The organism is Latilactobacillus curvatus JCM 1096 = DSM 20019 (assembly GCF_004101845.1).
GTDB classification, from domain to species: domain Bacteria; phylum Bacillota; class Bacilli; order Lactobacillales; family Lactobacillaceae; genus Latilactobacillus; species Latilactobacillus curvatus.
The window spans coordinates 1,179,417-1,198,568 of the sequence record NZ_CP026116.1 but is presented as its reverse complement, the minus strand read 5'-3'; the positions used below and the strand labels follow the sequence as shown (position 1 = coordinate 1,198,568).

The following is a 19,152-nucleotide window of genomic DNA, read 5'->3' as shown; positions in this document are numbered from 1 at the left end:
GAATGTTATTTGAACAAATTCAACAGAACAAACGTAAAACGGTATATGTGATGATTGGCTTTTTTGCTTTAGTATTGGCAATTGGGGCTGCATTAGGGTATCTGTTTATGCGTAATTTGATTAGTGGTGTCGTGGTGGCGGCTATTTTAGCCGCCGTTTATATGGCGATGATGATTGGAAACTCAACCAACGTTGTTATGCAGATGAATCATGCGACCGAAGTCCATGATGCTAGCGAATATCCTGATTTATGGCACATTGTTGAAGACATGGCGATGGTCGCCCAAGTACCGATACCCCGGGTTTTCATTGTTGACGATCCTAGCCCAAACGCGTTTGCAACAGGCAATGATCCACAACACGCTGCGGTGGCGGTCACGACTGGCATCATGGCGCGTTTGAATCGGGAGGAACTCGAGGGGGTAATTGCTCACGAAGTCTCCCATATTCGCAATTACGATATTCGGTTACAAACGATTGCCTTGGCACTTTCTGCGGTGATTTCAATGCTCGTGAACATCGGCAGCAACATGTTATGGTGGGGCGGCGGCCGCAGTCGTGATAACGACCGTGAAGAAGGTGCAAGTAATATCATCGGTTTGGTTTTTTCGATCCTATTGTTGATATTGGGACCTTTGGCGGCTAGTATTGCACAGATGGCGTTGTCGCGAAATCGGGAATACTTGGCTGATGCATCTGGTGTCGAATTAACGCGGAACCCACAAGGTTTGATCAATGCGTTATTAAAGATTTCTGACAGTGAGCCAATGCAAGCTGCGGATCCATCAAGCGCAGCTTTGTATATCTCAGATCCATTTAAAGGACTTAGTCGGTCGGGTGCTCATTTATTTGATAGTCATCCACCGATTGAAGAACGAGTCGCTAAATTAAGAGCGATGTAATGTTTTAAAGACATAACGCATCAGCTGTAGGTAATAGTTGATAGAACACGTTTTATATAGAGGGAGGCAAAATTCATTTTTGTCCCTCTCTTTTTTTGTATAATAAAGGAAAAGAGGAGTGATCAGTGTGCGATTATCCCCAATCCAGCAGTTAATGGCGTTACAATCTACTCTAATAATGCAATTGAATGAGACACCGAGCAAACAGATTACCATGATTGATTTACCGGTTGTGCGTGGGCAATTATTATTGGCATTGCATGCGCGTCACCAGCTAACATTATCGACGCAACAACGCACAATGATTCAACGCGCCATCATCACAACGCTGGCAACTAAAACGGATGGCACTCAATTAATGGATCTTTGGCGGCAAACACTACCGCAGCGGTATCGGATTGTTGATCAGGTAGAGGTGGTGGCCCATTTTGAACAGTTAGAACGCGCTAATTGGGACGTTGCGAGTTTACGCGCTTATGCAACCCATTTAACGGGACAACTTGCTGCGCAACCAACAGCGCTTAAAAGGATTTTGCAACACAATTGGCAAGCATTACATCAAGTAGGCTCAGCACTTTATCAAATGCTTTTTGAAGCATACGGGGACCGAACTGCACAACCAGTAATTAATTACCAGCGGATCAATTTAGTGCTCACGCATTTAGGGGCGCAGTTGGATGAGCATGCGTTTTTGCAATTAACAGCACGTGATTATCAACTTGACCCGCAATTAGCACCAGATGCGCCTTTTTTAGCAACCTTTGCGCAAAGTGTGCAACGTGCATTTGTCGGTCGAGTTTTAACCGATAAACGGATTCATCAATTCAGAATGTATTTAGATCGGCAGAATCTACGCTATATCCGCCATTATTTTCAACACTCTGGTGAAACAGATGAACAAGCCTTAGCGCGGTTTGTGCGAAAACGACAAGCGACCCAGCCACATTATTGGCTGCGGCGTGAACCAGCTCGGCTCCATAATAAATACCGCAACGGACAGCGCCCAACAACGCATTGGAATCGAAAACGACTCACGCCGGATTTTCATAGTGAATTTATTCTAGCACCATCTGGAGCATTTATCAGTCAATGGCAAGTGCTTAAATTAAAGGCTGATGGTCTGATTGATAGTAATCCTGACCATTACCAGCTAGATGATGGCACACTCCGGCAACTACTAAACGGTGAATCGTTTAATTATGCTAATCGGAATGATCGGCAACACGCCCGGTTAGATAGCCAACCACCGCTGCAAAATGATCATGCACTACGCAAAACAGCTTTTAAAGGGTGGCGGAGTCCGACTAAGCAACAATATCGACCAAATGATAAACAGGTTGATGACTATTCACGGTGGTACTCTTAATTGGTGGTCAATCATTTTTGGGGCTTTTTTGAAACTATGGTACAATATTGCGTAGTATTTTAAGCCATAACTAAAAAAAGCGTGCGTAAAAATGCACACAGAGTAATAGGAGTTATTGAGATATGAAAATGCAGTTGGGTGAAATTGCACGAGTCACTGGGGCTAAAAACGATATTGAACAATGGGCAACCATTGAAGTGACGAATGTTGCGTTTGACGCACGTCAATTAAATGCGGGCGCTTTGTTTGTACCGTTAGCTGGTATGCGTGATGGTCACGACTTTGTTGGACAAGCTAAGGAAAATGGGGCAGTGGCAACTTTTTGGGCTGCCAATCATGATGCACAGCCAACTGATTTTCCTGTATTAGTGGTTACAGACCCACTAGCGGCTTATCAGAAGTTAGCCATGCATTATCTCCAAAAAATTAATCCCAAAGTGGTTGCGATTACCGGTAGTAATGGTAAAACAACGACGAAAGATATGACAGCTGCTGTTTTAGGTAGTCAGTACAATATGCACAAGACACAAGCTAACTTTAATAATGAAATTGGTGTGCCACAAACGATTTTATCGATGGAAGCTAATACTGAAATTTTAGTGATTGAGATGGGGATGGATCGCCCAGGTCAATTAAAAGCGCTCAGTGAATTAGCCATGCCAGATGTCGCAGTCATTACGATGATCGGGGAAGCCCATATCGAATTTTTCAAGACGCGTGATAAGATTGCCGATGCTAAGATGGAAATCACAGATGGGCTCAAAGAAGATGGTCTATTAATTTACGCTGGCGACGAACCGCTATTGACTGAACGGGTTGGCGAACTCACAACCGAGACATTCGGTAATTTGACGACCAATGACTTATATCCCTTACAAGTCCGTGCAGGTGAAACTGAAACGTCATTCAAGTTGAATGCTTGGCCAGAGATGACGTTTACGATTCCAATGATGGGTGCTTATAATGTCAATAATGCGTTGGCCGCAATTTTGGTTGGGCAACGGTTCCATATTAAACCAGAATTAATGAAAAAAGCCTTGGCGAATTTTGAAGTCACAAGTAATCGGACAGAGTGGCTTGTTGGTCAAAAGGGTGAACGGATGTTGAGTGATGTTTACAATTCAAACCCAACGGCTGCCAAAGAAGTTTTACACAATTTCAGCCATTTTGAGACTGACGGGCGGCGGATTGCCGTCTTAGGCGACATGTTGGAACTTGGTACTGCCAGCAAGAAATTACACGAAAGTTTGGCCCAAGAATTAGATCCCACGATGATTCAAGAGGTCTTCTTGTTCGGGGATGAAATTGAACCATTATATGTGACGTTAAAAGAGCGTTATGCACCAGAACGCCTCCATTACTTTAACCGCCATGAACAAACGCAATTAATTGCTGGCTTGCAAGCGCAGGTACAACCTGACGATTTAATCGTTTTAAAGGCAAGTCATGGCTTACATTTAGAAAAAGTAGTCGCTGCTTTACAAGATACTGAAGTTAATTAATGATTAGCAATTGACAGACAACTGCACAGGCACGCTGTTTAGCGATTGAAGCTATGGAATTAGATTAACAATTGGAGCAATTCCGTTTGCTAATTAAGTTGTGGCATGATAAGCTATTAAGGAGCTTTTTTAATGAAAAAGGCTTTTGAAAACAATTATATTACAAGACAGATTTTTGAAAATGGTGCAATTGACGAAGTGGACCTGTTTTGTAATGGCATGTTTTTTACAAAACAAGGAGGAACACTATTTGAAATTCGCAGAATTAGGTTTATCAGAACCAATTATGAAAGCCATCGAACGCGCTGGCTTTGAAGAAGCAACACCCATCCAAGGCGAAACAATCCCATTGGCATTAGCTGGTAAGGATGTTATCGGTCAAGCACAAACTGGTACCGGTAAGACAGCCGCTTTTGGTTTACCAATCTTACAAAACTTAGACTTAGACAATCCTAACATTCAAGCATTGATCATTTCACCAACGCGTGAATTGGCAATCCAAACACAAGAAGAACTCTATCGCTTAGGTCGCGACCGTAAAGCGAAAGTACAAGTTGTATACGGTGGGGCTGACATTCGTCGCCAAATCCGCTCATTAAAAGATCACCCACAAATTCTTGTTGGGACACCGGGTCGTTTATTGGATCATATCAACCGTCGCACAGTTAAATTAGACCACGTGAAAACATTGGTCTTAGATGAAGCTGACGAAATGTTAGACATGGGCTTCGTTGATGATATCGAAAGCATCATCAAACAAGTGCCAGACCAACGTCAAACACTTTTATTCTCAGCAACATTACCAGCACCAATCATGAAAATCGGTAAGAGCTTCATGACTAACCCTGAAATGATCAAAGTGAAGTCAAAAGAATTAACGGCTGACTTAATTGATCAATACTATGTGCGGGCAAAGGACTTCGAAAAATTCGACATTATGACGCGTTTATTCGATGTTCAATCACCTGAATTAACATTAATCTTTGGTCGGACAAAACGGCGTGTTGATGAATTAACACGCGGTTTGAAGGCTCGTGGTTACAATGCTGAAGGGATTCACGGTGATTTATCACAACAAAAACGGATGAGCGTCTTGAAATCATTTAAGGCTGGCCGTTTAGATATCTTAGTGGCAACAGACGTTGCTGCTCGTGGTCTTGATATCTCAGGTGTGACCCATGTTTATAACTACGATATTCCTCAAGATCCTGATAGTTATGTTCACCGGATTGGCCGGACAGGTCGTGCCGGTAAGTCAGGCGTTTCAGTTACTTTTGTAACACCAAACGAAATGGAATACTTACACATCATCGAAAACTTAACGAAGAAACGGATGTTACCATTACAACCACCTACAGAAAAAGAAGCCTTCAAGGGCCAATTAGCTGCAGCGGTTGCAGACATCAACTCAATGATTGAAAAAGGCCAATTGGCTAAATTCAGCGAAGAAGCTGAAGAATTATTGAAACAATTCTCTGACGTTGAATTAGCTTCAGTGCTTTTGAAGACAATCAGCAAGGAATCAGTTCCTGTTAAGATAACACCAGAACGTCCATTGCCTTCACGTAAAAAAGGTGGCAATCGTAGCGGCAACCGGAATGGCGGCGGCAATCGTCGTGGCGGTAACGGTGGCGGCTATCGCGGTGGCAATCGTCGTGGTAATGGCGATGGCAAACGTCGTGGTAATGACAACAAAGACGGTCGTCGCAACAGTGGCAACGGCGATAGCAGCAAACGTCGTAGCAATGACAATCGTGACAACCGTAAGAAGACTGATGGCCGTTCAAAACGGAACTTCACAATTCGTACAAACGATAAATAAGACTTTTTAAAAACAGCGGGCGGCCAACTTGGTCGGCCGCTGTTTTCATATAGTCAATTGTGACAGAGATGTAAGTTCAGTCTCTGTCTTTTTTGTGGTAAACTAATTAAAAATAGGGTACTAGGGGCGAAGACGATGATTGCTGGATTAGGCATTGATTTAGCCGAAATTGATCGATTTGAAAAAGCACAGAGTAAGAATAGTCATTTTGCTGAAAAAGTATTAACAGCTAAGGAATATGAACTGTTTAAACGGTATACGGGGCGCCGTGCGTTAGAATTTTTAGCGGGGCGCTTTGCAGTGAAGGAAGCTTTTAGTAAAGCTTATGGGACTGGTATTGGACAGGTACAACTGCAAGCGATTGAAACGTTAAATGATGCAAAGGGCAAACCCTACATCAAACAAGATTTATTTGAGGGAACTGTCCACGTATCACTTTCGCATACAACGACGTTAGTGATGGCAGAAGTTATTTTGGAAAGAGGTTGAGACGATGACAGTCGGCTACTTACGACCAACACGCATTCTAGTTGATCAAAACGCAATTTATGAAAATATTCAAAATGAACTAAAGGATTTAAAAGGCACAGATGCAGTGATTTTCCCTGTCTTAAAAGCAAATGCTTATGGGCATGGCATGATTCCTGTTGCAGAAGCGGCCCAAGCGGCTGGTGCTGCAGGATTTTGTGTGGCTATTTTAGATGAGGCCTTAGCTTTACGGCGTGCTAACTTTACGGAACCCATTTTGGTGCTAGGGATTACACAGCCCACCGAAATCGAATTGGTGATTGCCAACCAAATCTCCATTACGGTCGGATCACTCGAATGGTTGCAAGCTGCTTACGAAATTGCCCAACAAATACCTTATCCACAACCAATGCACATTCATTTGAGTGTGGATAGTGGTATGGGGCGAATTGGTTTTAGAAATGCGACTGAATTACTAGCAGCAGCCACATTTATCAAAGCACATGCGAAATATTTTGATTTAGAAGGGATTTTTACCCATTTCGCAACTGCGGATGATCCCGATGATACTTATTTTAAAGAACAAAGTGCCCGGTTTAATGAACTAGTAGCCGTGTTACCAGAATGTCCACGATTTGTGCATGTTTCGAATTCAGCCACGAGTTTATGGCACTCAGCTTGCAATGAGAATTTAATTCGAATGGGAATTAGTATGTACGGATTGAATCCTTCAGGGAATGCGATTCCTGAATTGCCTTATGCATTGAAACCGGCGCTAAGTCTTGAATCAGAATTGGTCTTTGTTAAGCAAGTTGAAGCCGGAAGTAAGATTGGTTACGGTGCGACTTATGAAGCGAGTGAATCTGAATGGATTGGGACGATTCCAATCGGTTACGCCGATGGTTGGTCTAGACGGATGCAAGGCTCAACCGTTTTGGTGGATGGACATCGGTGTGAAATTGTCGGTCGGGTCTGCATGGATCAATTGATGATTCGGTTACCTAAGCAATATCCAGTGGGGACCAAAGTAGTTTTTGTTGGTAAAAGTGGTGATGACGAAATTACTTTACAAGAGATCGCAGATTATGCAGGGACGATTCACTATGAAATTATCTGTGGTTTATCTGATCGGTTACCACGGGTTTACAGTGGAATTGATGAACATTAAGGATTAAGAATTTGATTATCGCCAGTTCTGTGGTAGGATGAATAAAGGTTAAAGTGTTGATTCGGAGGTTGATGCAGATGAAAGCTAACCGTGAACAACTATCCGTTAAATTAGACGTTGAGTTGGTCCAAGCAATTAAGCAGTATTGTGAGGTGTATGCCCTTGATGAGAGTGATTTGATTCAAGATGCGCTTCACGAATTCATGGCGACCAGACAGTCAAAAGTAGATAACGTCATTAACGGGTACGCTGAGATGGCTAGCATCAACAGTCAAATTGCGGCTGAATTTAACGCTTGCGAAAGTGAGGCGTACGCACACATTCGCGTAGTTGATTGATCCTAATTGGAGGGAGAACAAGTGGGAGAATTAATACAGCGTGGCGATATTTTTTATGCGGATTTATCACCAGTGGTCGGTTCAGAACAAGGGGGCATGCGTCCTGTTTTAATCATTCAAAATGATGTGGGTAATCACCATAGTCCAACCGTAATCGTTGCCGCGATTACAGCAAAGATTCAAAAACCGAAATTACCAACACACGTTGGGATTACGGCCAAGGATAATGGTGTCGAACGCGACTCCGTGATTTTATTAGAACAGGTACGAACGATTGATAAACAACGCTTGAAAGATCGCGTCACACATTTAGTGGCGGATAAGATGGCACAAGTCGATCGGGCGCTCACCATTAGTGTTGGACTTAAAGCGGTCTTAAATCCTTAATACATAAATACCAAAAAGAAAGAATGAAGAGAACCCGCTTATAAAAGCGGGTTCTCTTTTTTTTGACCTTTATCAACAGCCGGTAAATATGATATGATGGTAGCTGTTCGAAAAAACGTGGTTCGTAACCATCCCACGCAAAAAAACTAGGAGGATTCAAAGATGACGAATCAAAGTCGATTAAAAACGGTGATTCTAAACGGGTTAGTGGCAGCATTATACGTTGTTTTATCGTTATTCCCAGGTATGTTGGGATTTGCTTCAGGAGCCATTCAATTTAGAATTTCGGAAGGCTTAAACCATTTAGTGGTCTTCAATAAGAAATATCTATGGGGTGTTTTCGGTGGGGTATTAGTGTTCAATTTCTTTTTCAGTTCTGAAAACAAGTTACTCGATACGCTTTTTGGTGGCGGGCAAACTTTATTGGCGCTGCTTGTATTAACGCTTGTGATGCCCTATTTAAAACAAACTTGGCAAAAAATGGTGGTCAATATTCTCTTGTTCACCGTTTCGATGTGTATGATTGCGTGGATGATTGTGTTAACCGGTTCTACTGCTAGCACACACATTCCATTCTGGCCAACGTATATTTCGTTGGCACTTTCAGAAGCAGTCATCATGGTGATTACCGCACCAGTAATGTATGCTGTGGATAAAGTTGTGCACTTTGATGCACAAATGAAATCATAAAGATTAAAAAGGGCAGTCCTAATTAGGACTGCCCTTTTTTGCGTTAAACTAAATCATCAAGTTTGGAGTCATCACGGAGCGCCTTATCAGATTGTAAATCATCGATTTCAGGAACACGATAGCCTTTTTTCTCGAGCTTATAAACAATCTTTTTCAAAATCTCAAGATCAAGTCCAGCAGGCAAGGTGAAAAGGGTGCGTCGTACGAATTCATCTTGCTTAGCATCTAAGGTGATGCAGCTGGCGATTGAGGTATATTTAGCGATAATCTTCGACATGGCAACCAAATCACCTTGTTCACCAGAAGAAAGCACAGTGAGTACATAGCTACTTAATTCGAGATTCCACGCTTCAGAAAGCATATTTAATAACGTGCTATGCGTGAGAATTCCGTAAAAATTGCTATCTTCGTCTAATACGGCGATGTATGGCAAATCTTTAATGTTGAAGAATACTTTGAAAAACGGTGCGTCAACTGGAATATACTTGGTCATATTCTTCAATAAGCTGGTCACGGGAAGCTGCATATCGCCCCCTTGAGACTTATGACGGTAGATGTGCATCTTATAGATGTTACCGCGGAAAATCTTGCCGCTAGCATCTAGGACGGGCACACAACGGTAACCAGACTCTTCTAGTAGCTGTAATGCTTCTTCTAAGGTCACCGATTCAACAATTGTGGTGAGACGTTCTTTAGGTAAAACTAGGGATTTAATGAGCATAGGCTTTCTCCTTAGATTAAAATTCTCTCATATACTAATGTAATCATAGCATACCACCAAGCAGATTAAAATAACTAGTTTTTCGACTCAGCGAAAACTTGATTAGTAATCGATGAGAAAGAACGTGAAATCTAAGCAATAAAAAAGCAGGGATAAAAGTTAATTTTATTCCTACTTTGTATTTAATCGTTGAGCTTACTTTTTCTAAACGAATTCTGTAGGTCAGCTACCTCTGGTTAATCCGTAGAGGAGAGGTGTTGCTAGTACACTACGTCTAAATCACTACAACTGGAATGCCTTCGCTAACAGTATCGTAGAGTTTAGCCATTGTGCCAGGTGGGGTATTGATACAGCCGTGTGAGCCGTGTTCTTTATACCAGTCACCACCGTACTTAGGTTGCCATGGCGAATCATGAATCCCAACGCCAGTTTCATCGATTGGCATCCAGTAATTAACTGGGCTTGCGTATTCGCTGACCCCATCAAAGTTCTTCCCCTTCAATGTGGCATTGCGTTCTTTCTTCCAAACGCTCCAAACACCGGTTGGGGTGACTTGTGGTGGACGTGCTGAAACGATATCAGTGTCAATTGTGACCTTACCATCTTGATAGAGCCACATATGTTGGGCTTTTAAATCAATTTCGATGTAGGTTGAACCGACACTACGCGTTTTCTGATCAGTTCCGGAACCACGGATAACAGCTGTTCTTGAGAAATCTTTGCCCTTAGGCACTTCTGTCATTAAGGCGTGGATTTCATCGGCAGGAGAGATACTCCACCCATAAATTCCAGCTGGGACAGCGACTGTGCCTTCTTTTGTAGAATTGAAGGTCAAATCTTTGTCAAAAGTATCATACTTTGCCTTTAATTGATAAACGTATTTGGTAACGGCAGCTTTATCTAGACTAATTGTACCGTTGTTATACGTTAACCAACTTTGGATGTCTTCTTTAGGAACTTGGAAATCATTACCATTAACTGAATAGCTGATTTTTTCATTAGCAATCGTCTTCAATTGATCGGCAGTTTTTTTCAATTGCTTGTCCGTAGATTTCACTTCAGGTTGCGCATAATCGTTTTTTAAGTCGATTGTTGCTTGACCTTGGTTAATACCGTGGGCAACTGCTTTTTTGAACTTAGCGGCATCAATTGTGTTCCCGTAGACTTCTTTTACGAGATCGAACTGATGATTCTCGAGGTTAATATGGGCATTCTCTGAAGGTTTGCGATCAGCGTTGACCTTTTCGAGGGTTTCCGTTGAGAATTTGTCAAAATCAGCGGCATTTAAAATGAGTGCGTCTTCTGATTTAGTTGTTTGTTCACTGGCAAAAACGTGGCCTAGCCAAGACCAACCGTTTTGGCTTTTTTCAATCTTTTCCAATAACGGTTTAAAATTATGGCTAAAGCCAGCTTCTTGACCGCTAAAAGTTAGCAATGTTTGATTGTTATCCTTTAGCGTATATTTTTGACGATTCACTTTTTTTAAGAGTTCTGTGTTAGCGTCTGCGACTGATTGGCCACTAATGTTGACACCGGCAACGGTCGTATGTGGCAAGAATGCTTTTTGATAATGAAGACTGACTGCCGAGTAACCTCCAACAAGGATAACGGCTGCTACGCCAAGGGCGACGTAGGCTTTCTTCGTAAGTTTCACAACCTCAACTCCAATCTCTGCATAGGTTAATCATACCCCAGTATCACATAAAATACAAAGGCGTTAACTAATAGTTAGCATACAAGATATGCACCCAAAAAGAAATAAAAAAGTATTATTTTTAATAAAAAATATGTAGTTGATAATATTAACACCATAAAAAAACGACTCTCATTAAATGAGAGTCGTTTGACCAACAGCAAAGAGCTTATTGGCGAGTTTCGATATCTAATTCAGCAAATGCTTTTGTAACGATATCTTTTAATTGTTTTGCAGAACTGTGCATGCTTTCCATTTCGTGGTCTGTCAATGGAATTTCAAGGATGCTTGTGATACCTGAGCGGTTAATAACAGCAGGTGAACCGATAAAGATATCGTTCAAGCCGTATTGGCCTTCCATGTATACAGATAATGGTAAGACAGCATTTTCGTCGTCTAAGATAGCCTTAGTAATACGAGCTAATGCAGTACCGATACCGTAGAATGTAGCACCTTTTAAGTTAATGATTGTGTAAGCAGCGTCACGAACACTTTCGAAGATCTTAACAAGTTCTTCTTCTTTAATTTCTGGATGAGCTTTAACCCATTCAGAAATCTTGATACCACCGATGTTAGCGTGTGACCATACAGGGAATTCTGTATCACCATGTTCACCCATGATATAAGCATGGACCGAACGTGCGTCAACGTTAACCATTTCAGCGATGTCTTTACGGAAACGAGCTGAGTCAAGTGATGTACCTGAACCGATAACGCGTTCTTTAGGGAAACCTGATAATTTCCATGTAGCGTATGTCAAGATATCAACTGGGTTAGCAGCAACTAAGAAGATACCGTTAAAGCCAGATTCAACGATTGGGTCAACGATTGTCTTCAAGATTTTAAGGTTTTTACTTACTAAGTCTAAACGTGTCTCACCTGGTTTTTGTGGTGCGCCAGCTGTGATAACAACAACGTCAGCATCTTTTGCATCTGAGTATTCAGCAGCATAGATTTTCTTAGGAGAAGTGAAAGCTAATGCATCAGATAAATCGATTGCATCACCTTGTGTTTTTTCTTTAAAGATATCTACGATACCAACTTCTTGTGCAATACCTTGTAAAGTTAATGCATAAGCGTAACTAGAACCTACAGCGCCGTCGCCGACGAGGATAACTTTTTGGTGATCTTTTTCAATGTTTGCCAATATAATGACGTCCTTTCTGTAAATCAATTCTTCATTTCGAAAACCAGTATAGCATAATTTACACCAAAGTTCGCGATTTTTGGTTAAATTTTCAGAAAACTATTTCTTTCACAAAGAGAGAAATAAACTGAATATGGTATAATGGTTCTTAATATCAACTGGCGACTGGGGAGAATTAACTGCTCAGAATTTTTGCGTGATAGCGCCAGTCAAAAAGAGGACGTTAATAATGAAAATGATTGTTGGCTTGGGAAACCCAGGCAGTAAGTATGCAAAGACAAAACACAACATTGGTTTTATGGTGATTGATCAATTATGCGAACGGTTTAATGTGACCTTAAACAAGCATGATTTTGAAGCTGAATACGGGAGCTTTAAATATGAAGGGGAAACGATTTTCTTAGTGAAACCACTAACGTTTATGAATGATTCCGGTCGTTCAGTCGGGCCTTTAATGAAATACTACCAAGTTAACCTAGATGAATTAGTAGTTATCCAAGATGATATGGACTTAACGCTAGGCAAGTTGCGCTTACGGCAAAAAGGTTCAGCGGGAGGCCACAACGGCATTAAGAGTATCATCGCAAGTGTCCAAAGCTCAGAATTTAAGCGTGTCAAAGTTGGGATTCAACATCCACAAAAAAGTACAGTCGTTAACTGGGTCTTAACGCCGTTTGACAAAGACAGCGCACCAATTATCAATCAAGCACTAGACCAGGCATGCGAAGCACTAGAAGACTGGTGCCAAAACGACGACTTCATGAAAACGATGAATAAATTTAATTAGAGTGTCGTTGGCAGTTGGTCAGATTCTGAGCATTTGCCTAACTTGGCGAATTGACGCTGCAAGCGGCGATTTGAAAAGTGTAGCAAAGCGCAGGAATCTACTGCCAATGACACGTTTCAAAAACAGAGTGCGTTTGGTTGCGGTTAGCAACAGAGCACGTTTCTTCGCGCCATCATAATAAGAAAGTAAAGGAACTTTTACATGGATTTAATGACAATGCTGGGGCAGACCAAACAGGTGCAATTCGTTTTAAAGAATCAACGACCAGGGATTAAACAACTACTTACAGGGCTTTCGGGATCAGCGAAAACCCTGTTTTTGGCGACGATTTATAAACAACAACCCTTATTGATTATTGAGAGTAATACGTTCCAAGCCAATCAAGTTGCTGATGATTTGAGTAATTTACTCAATAGTGATCAGATTTACACTTTCCCAGTTGAAGAAGTGATGGCGGCTGAAATGGCAGTTAGTTCACCTGAGTCCAGAGCGGAACGTGTGCGAACGTTGAGTTTTTTAGCAACAGGCAAAAAAGGAATTGTGATTACATCGGTCGCGGGCATGCGGCGGTTATTACCTACAGCGCGTCAGTGGCAAGATAGTCAACTCACAATCAATACAGATAGTGAAGTTGATCCCCAGGCACTTGCTGCGCAACTTGGTGAAATGGGTTATTTCCGAGATAAGTTGGTTGGTAAACCTGGTGAGTTCGCAATGCGGGGGGATATTATTGACATTTTTCCACTGGACGCGGAAAATCCGGTCCGGATTGAACTCTTTGATACTGAAGTGGATTCACTGCGTTCTTTTGAAGCAGATACGCAACGGAGTATTGAGAATTTAGATAGTGTTCAAATTATGCCGGCGACTGACTTATTGGCCAACACAGCACAATTGGAAATGGCTGGTGAGGCATTACAAGCAGCTTATGAGGCGGTTGCGGCCAAAATAACGGATAAAACTGAACAAAAACAATTGGCGACAAACTTTGAAACACCGATTGAACGGTTGTTGGCCGGTGAACGCGTTGAGAATTTAGCGTTGTTTGTTGATTATCTGTATCCAGATCAATCAAGTCTGATTGATTACTTTAAAAAGAGTGGCTTAGTGATTTTTGATGACTATCCGCGCATTTTAGAAACGCAGCGGATTTTGACTGAAGAAGCGGCCAACTGGCAAACCGATATGTTGGAAACCCACCGCATGTTGCCAGACCAACGACTCATGATGGATGCCCAAGCGCTCATCAAAAAAGATACACATGCGCATCTCTATCTATCACTGTTCCAAAAGGGAATGGGGAAGTTAAAACTCGATGCACTCAACAATTTACCCACGCGGACGGTGCAACAATTCTTTAGCCAAATGCCGCTTTTGAAAACCGAGATTGCGCATTGGCAAAAGCAAAAACAAACGGTCATTGTGCTCGTGTCTGATCCTAAACGGGTCAAGAAGATTGATCAGACGTTCCACGACTTTGAAATTGATGCCGTCATCGCCAATAAGACTCAGTTGGAGACGGGGCGGACACAAATCATTCAAGGGTCACTTCAAAATGGCTTTGAATTACCGGATTTAAAACTGGTGGTCTTAACTGAAAAGGAACTGTTCAATACGGCGCCGAAGAAAAAAGTCCGGCGGCAAACCTTGGCCAATGCAGAACGGTTAAAGAGTTATAACGAATTAAAACCAGGTGATTACGTGGTCCACGTCAATCATGGGATTGGCGAATACGTCGGCATGGAAACCTTGGAAGTCGATGGGGTTCATCAAGACTACATCACCATCTTGTATCGGGATAATGGGAAGTTATTTATCCCAGTCACTCAACTCAATATGGTGCAAAAATACGTCTCTGCCGAGGCCAAAACACCGAAGATTAATAAGCTTGGCGGTGGCGAGTGGCAAAAGACTAAGAGTAAAGTTTCGGCAAAGATTGAAGATATCGCCGATGATTTAATCGAACTTTATGCGCAACGGGAGGCTGAAAAGGGATTTGCCTTTCCAAAAGATGATCGATTACAGGCTGAATTTGAAGGCCAGTTCCCCTATCCTGAAACAGATGATCAATTACGCAGTACCGCTGAAATCAAGCATGATATGGAACGCGTCCGTCCAATGGATCGATTATTAGTCGGCGACGTTGGCTTTGGGAAAACGGAAGTCGCCTTGCGGGCGGCTTTTAAGGCTGTTGAAGCCGGTAAACAGGTGGCCTTTTTAGTGCCAACAACGATTCTGGCGCAACAACATTATGAAAACATGCTGACACGCTTCGCGGATTTTGCGGTCGAAATTGGTTTACTGTCACGGTTTAAAACGCGCAAAGAAGTGACGGCAACGCTCAAAGGCTTAGCAGAGGGCAAAGTCGACATCGTGATTGGCACCCACCGCTTGTTATCGCAAGACATCAAGTTTAAAGATCTTGGCTTGTTGATTGTCGATGAAGAGCAACGCTTTGGTGTAAAACACAAAGAACGACTTAAGCAGTTGAAGGCACAAGTTGACGTGTTAACGTTGACGGCAACGCCGATTCCACGGACGTTACACATGTCGATGCTCGGTGTGCGTGATTTATCTGTGATTGAAACGCCACCGACTAACCGCTATCCTATCCAAACGTATGTCATGGAACAAAATGCCGGTGCGATGCGCGAAGCGATTGAACGGGAATTAGAACGGAATGGTCAAGTGTTTTACCTCCATAATCGAGTGAGTGACATTGAACGCACGGTCGATGAGATTCAAGCGCTGGTTCCTGAAGCAACGGTTGGGTTCGCACATGGTCAGATGACCGAGGCACAACTAGAAGGTGTCATCTACGACTTTGTCCAAGGTAAATACGACGTCTTGGTGACAACCACGATTATTGAAACCGGGGTTGACATGCCTAACGTCAATACGATGATTGTTGAAGATGCTGATCATTACGGTCTTTCACAGCTCTATCAATTACGCGGCCGGATTGGACGTAGTAGCCGGATTGCTTACGGTTACTTTATGTATAAACCCGATAAGGTTTTAACGGAAGTTAGTGAGAAACGACTTCAGGCCATCAAGGACTTTACCGAATTAGGGTCCGGGTTTAAAATTGCGATGCGTGATTTATCGATTCGGGGAGCTGGTAATTTATTAGGTAAGCAACAACATGGTTTTATCGATTCTGTTGGGTTTGACCTATACTCGCAAATGTTGGGTGAGGCCGTCGCTAAGAAACAAGGGAAGCAAGTCGTTGCTAAAACGAATGCCGAAATTGATCTTAAACTGGAAGCTTACTTACCAGACGCGTATATTAATGATCAACGCCAAAAAATTGAAATTTATAAACGGATTCGCCAGATGGATTCAGAAGCGGCCTTTGATGAAATTCAGGCCGATTTAATTGACCGGTTCGGTGATTATCCAGATCAAGTCGCTAATTTATTAGCGATTGGTCAGTTGAAGATGAATGCAGATGACGCGTTAATCGAAACCATCAAACAAACGAAAGAAATCATTCAAGTCACCTTATCGGCGAAGGGCAGTCGCCTTGTTTCAGGTGAACAAATTTTTGAAGCGTTATCGACAACCCGCTTGAAAGCAACGGTCGGGTTTGAACAAGAACAATTAAGCGTGAAACTCGTAATCCAGCCGAAGATGCAACCGGCAGATTGGTTGAGTGAAGTGGCAACTTTTGTTACAAGTCTCTTGAAGATAGAACAAAAGCACACGGAACAACCAACGGATTAGGCACGCTAAGTGGAGGCCAGGCATGCAAAATAAACAGATGCAACATCTGATGAAAGGCGCGGTCATTTTATCAATTGCGTCGTTTATCGCGAAGGTATTAAGTGCCGTTTATCGGATTCCATTTCAAAATATGGTCGGTAACACCGGCTTTTACGTGTATCAACAAGTCTATCCAATCTATGGCATTGGCATGACGTTTGCACTTAGTGGCTTTCCAGTTTATATTTCGAAACTGGTTGCTGAACAAGTCAATCCGGAGGAACAAACGCAGCTGTTAAGACGCTCATTTGCACTGTTAGGCATCTTTGGTGCTGCAATCTTCATTTATTTACAGTATCAAGCGCCGAAAATTGCGGGGGCGATGGCGGATCCAGCATTAACACCGCTGATTGAAATGGTATCGTTTATGTTTTTATTGATGCCGTTTCTAGCGGTGACGCGGGGGTACTTCCAAGGAATTTTCAATATGGTACCGACGGCGGTTTCACAAGTTGCTGAGCAACTCGTGCGGGTCGTGGTCATCTTGGCGGCAGCGTGGCTATCTTTGAAACTGCACTGGTCAGTGTATGAAATGGGCACATGGGCGATGTCAGGCGCCTTCTTTGGCGGCTTGGTTGCAACCTATATTTTATTACGGCCAGCAGAAACCGCCTTTCAACTCAAGGCGCCACACCGTGGTGGCATCGATTTTAAGGCGTATCAACAATTGGCAAAACGCTTAGCGATTGAAGGCGGGTCAATTTGCCTCTTTGCTTCATTAATTGTGTTATTACAGCTGGTTGATTCCTTCACAGTTAAAAAAGGGTTGGTCCTCAGTGGATTATCGGAAGAACTTGCTAAGAATATGAAGGGGATTTTTGACCGTGGGCAACCACTTGTCCAGCTGGGATTAGTCGTGTCACTTGCCTTCTCATCAACGTTGATTCCGAGTCTGTCACAAGCGCGGCAACGGCGGCAACAATATCAATTTCAACAAGTTGCTGAAGCGCTGATTCATATCAGTTTAGGTTTATCGGCAGCAGCAACCACCGGCCTAATGGTTTTGATGCCGCAGATTAATTATTTCTTATTCGGGGATGCTGATGGTAATCAGGCATTGGTTTGGTATATGTTGAGTATCGCAATCATCGCGCTGATCAATGCTTGCAACTCGGTGCTCCAAAGTCTTGATCAGTTCCATAAAACAACGGCAGCCTTAATTGTTGGGTTAATCGTTAAAGTAGCAATCAATCAATGGCTTGTGCAACACTATCAAATTGTTGGCGCGAGTGTCGGGACTGTTATCAGCCTCGGTGTTGTGTTAGCCTTAATTTTACGGCAATCACCAGTGATTGTACGGCAAGCGCTTGGTTTGCAACGCTTTACCGGTAAGTTACTTGCGATTTGTGCAGTGATGTGGCTGGGTGTTAAGATTGCGCTACAGTTTGCACCACAATCACTTAGTTCCAGAGGACATGCGATTTTAGGGACGGGCCTTGGCGTACTCGTTGGTGTGCTCCTATTTGGCGGATTAGCATTACGGTGGCAATTATTCTCGATTCGAGAATGGCTGACGATGCCAGGTGGCCGGCAACTATTGCGCCTTTCGAAAAAAATAAAAGGTAGGACAAAATAATGCGCTTAGATAAATTTTTGAAAGTATCACGAATCATTAAACGACGTTCAGTTGCGAAAGAAATTGCAGACAAGGGTCGAATCATGATTAATGATCGCCCTGCAAAATCTTCAAGCAATGTCATCGTGGGTGATAAACTGGAAATCGGATTTGGTAATAAAACGATGGTCGTACGCATCACACAGATCATCGAAACTACGAAGAAAAGCGATGCAGCTGAAATGTATGAAATTTTGGAAACAAGACAAGCTGAAAACTTTGATTAAGGAAAAAGCGCTGGCCGAATTAATATGGGCCGGTGCTTTTTTTTGTGACTTTGTTGAGCATCTTAATAAAAGTCATTAAGAATCTGGGATCTTAGTTGACGACCTTTTTGTGAAATTGCTATAATGAACTTAATTCCGAGATGGGGGGCTTCTAAGTGAGTCGAAAAATTGCGAAAATCGAGAATGCATTTACCCAGCAACAAGCAGCCCAGAAAATCGTGCAAGACAAGGCAGCCCATGTTAAGCGTGTTCATAAACGCCGCTTATGTGGCTTGGGGATTGTTGCAGTATTAGTCGTCTTAATTTGTGGTGTGCAGATTTTCCAAACCCATCATTCATTGGCCGAGATTAGAGAAACAACGGCAGCTAAAGAAAAGACATTAAAAAAAGCTAAAGCAACTGAATCTGATTTAAAGATTCAAGTGCAACAGCTGCATGATAATGATTACTTGGCCAAATACATTCGGTACAAGTATTACTATTCTAAAGACGGTGAAACCATCTTCAGTTTGCCCCAGGACAAGGCGCCTAATTTAAATTAGCAACAAAAATAA

17 protein-coding genes and 1 riboswitch are annotated in these 19,152 nt (G+C 42.5%); of the genes, 14 read left to right on the top strand and 3 right to left on the bottom strand.

Annotation, left to right across the window (positions count from 1 at the left end; all coding sequences use genetic code 11):
• The first annotated feature begins 2 nt into the window (after positions 1-2).
• From htpX to LCU_RS06195, 9 genes are all read left to right on the top strand, one after another.
• Positions 3-902, top strand: a complete 900-nt coding sequence (gene htpX, locus LCU_RS06235) for a zinc metalloprotease HtpX (RefSeq protein ID WP_004270645.1) — start codon at positions 3-5, stop codon at positions 900-902.
• Between the two features lie 127 nt (positions 903-1,029).
• Complete coding sequence (locus LCU_RS06230) at positions 1,030-2,268, top strand: DUF3114 domain-containing protein (RefSeq protein ID WP_056966360.1); 1,239 nt, start codon at positions 1,030-1,032, stop codon at positions 2,266-2,268.
• Positions 2,269-2,390: 122 nt separating this feature from the next.
• The gene (locus tag LCU_RS06225) at positions 2,391-3,770 is read left to right on the top strand and encodes a UDP-N-acetylmuramoyl-tripeptide--D-alanyl-D-alanine ligase (protein WP_056966363.1); all 1,380 of its coding nucleotides are present in this window, start codon (positions 2,391-2,393) and stop codon (positions 3,768-3,770) included.
• A 250-nt stretch (positions 3,771-4,020) separates the two neighbouring features.
• Positions 4,021-5,592, top strand: coding sequence for a degradosome RNA helicase CshA (cshA, locus tag LCU_RS06220; protein ID WP_004270638.1), 1,572 nt, complete (start codon positions 4,021-4,023; stop codon positions 5,590-5,592).
• A gap of 135 nt (positions 5,593-5,727) precedes the next feature.
• Positions 5,728-6,081: a holo-ACP synthase gene (acpS, locus tag LCU_RS06215; protein ID WP_004270646.1), complete on the top strand. Its 354-nt coding sequence runs from the start codon at positions 5,728-5,730 to the stop codon at positions 6,079-6,081.
• A gap of 4 nt (positions 6,082-6,085) precedes the next feature.
• Positions 6,086-7,228, top strand: coding sequence for an alanine racemase (gene alr, locus LCU_RS06210; RefSeq protein ID WP_054644386.1), 1,143 nt, complete (start codon positions 6,086-6,088; stop codon positions 7,226-7,228).
• Positions 7,229-7,305: 77 nt separating this feature from the next.
• Positions 7,306-7,566, top strand: coding sequence for a hypothetical protein (locus tag LCU_RS06205; protein ID WP_054644385.1), 261 nt, complete (start codon positions 7,306-7,308; stop codon positions 7,564-7,566).
• A gap of 21 nt (positions 7,567-7,587) precedes the next feature.
• On the top strand, positions 7,588-7,953 hold the full coding sequence (locus LCU_RS06200; RefSeq protein ID WP_056966366.1) for a type II toxin-antitoxin system PemK/MazF family toxin: 366 nt from the start codon (positions 7,588-7,590) through the stop codon (positions 7,951-7,953).
• A gap of 111 nt (positions 7,954-8,064) precedes the next feature.
• Positions 8,065-8,109: riboswitch (PreQ1 riboswitch) on the top strand.
• A gap of 6 nt (positions 8,110-8,115) precedes the next feature.
• On the top strand, positions 8,116-8,643 hold the full coding sequence (locus LCU_RS06195) for a QueT transporter family protein (protein ID WP_004270765.1): 528 nt from the start codon (positions 8,116-8,118) through the stop codon (positions 8,641-8,643).
• A 43-nt stretch (positions 8,644-8,686) separates the two neighbouring features.
• Here LCU_RS06195 and cbpA read toward each other — a convergent pair whose 3' ends face one another.
• From cbpA to LCU_RS06180, 3 genes are all read right to left on the bottom strand, one after another.
• Positions 8,687-9,364 (bottom strand): cyclic di-AMP binding protein CbpA, encoded by a 678-nt coding sequence (cbpA, locus tag LCU_RS06190; RefSeq protein WP_004270771.1) that lies wholly within the window; start codon positions 9,362-9,364, stop codon positions 8,687-8,689.
• A gap of 274 nt (positions 9,365-9,638) precedes the next feature.
• Positions 9,639-11,018 (bottom strand): L,D-transpeptidase family protein, encoded by a 1,380-nt coding sequence (locus LCU_RS06185; RefSeq protein ID WP_056966369.1) that lies wholly within the window; start codon positions 11,016-11,018, stop codon positions 9,639-9,641.
• Between the two features lie 208 nt (positions 11,019-11,226).
• Complete coding sequence (locus tag LCU_RS06180) at positions 11,227-12,210, bottom strand: L-lactate dehydrogenase (protein ID WP_371857635.1); 984 nt, start codon at positions 12,208-12,210, stop codon at positions 11,227-11,229.
• 223 nt (positions 12,211-12,433) lie between these two features.
• On the opposite strand from LCU_RS06180, the gene pth reads away from it, so the two are divergent.
• From pth to LCU_RS06155, 5 genes are all read left to right on the top strand, one after another.
• Positions 12,434-12,991 (top strand): aminoacyl-tRNA hydrolase, encoded by a 558-nt coding sequence (gene pth, locus LCU_RS06175; RefSeq protein ID WP_004270761.1) that lies wholly within the window; start codon positions 12,434-12,436, stop codon positions 12,989-12,991.
• 201 nt (positions 12,992-13,192) lie between these two features.
• A complete protein-coding gene (gene mfd / locus LCU_RS06170; RefSeq protein WP_056966371.1) occupies positions 13,193-16,717 on the top strand; it encodes a transcription-repair coupling factor in 3,525 nt (1,174 codons plus the stop codon).
• Positions 16,718-16,739: 22 nt separating this feature from the next.
• On the top strand, positions 16,740-18,332 hold the full coding sequence (locus LCU_RS06165) for a polysaccharide biosynthesis protein (RefSeq protein WP_128486113.1): 1,593 nt from the start codon (positions 16,740-16,742) through the stop codon (positions 18,330-18,332).
• Entirely contained in the window at positions 18,332-18,598 is a 267-nt protein-coding gene (locus LCU_RS06160) for an RNA-binding S4 domain-containing protein (protein WP_004270760.1), read from the top strand. Before LCU_RS06165 ends, LCU_RS06160 begins: the two co-directional genes overlap by 1 nt.
• A 155-nt stretch (positions 18,599-18,753) precedes the next feature.
• Entirely contained in the window at positions 18,754-19,140 is a 387-nt protein-coding gene (locus LCU_RS06155; RefSeq protein ID WP_004270764.1) for an FtsB family cell division protein, read from the top strand.
• The last annotated feature ends 12 nt before the right edge of the window (positions 19,141-19,152 follow it).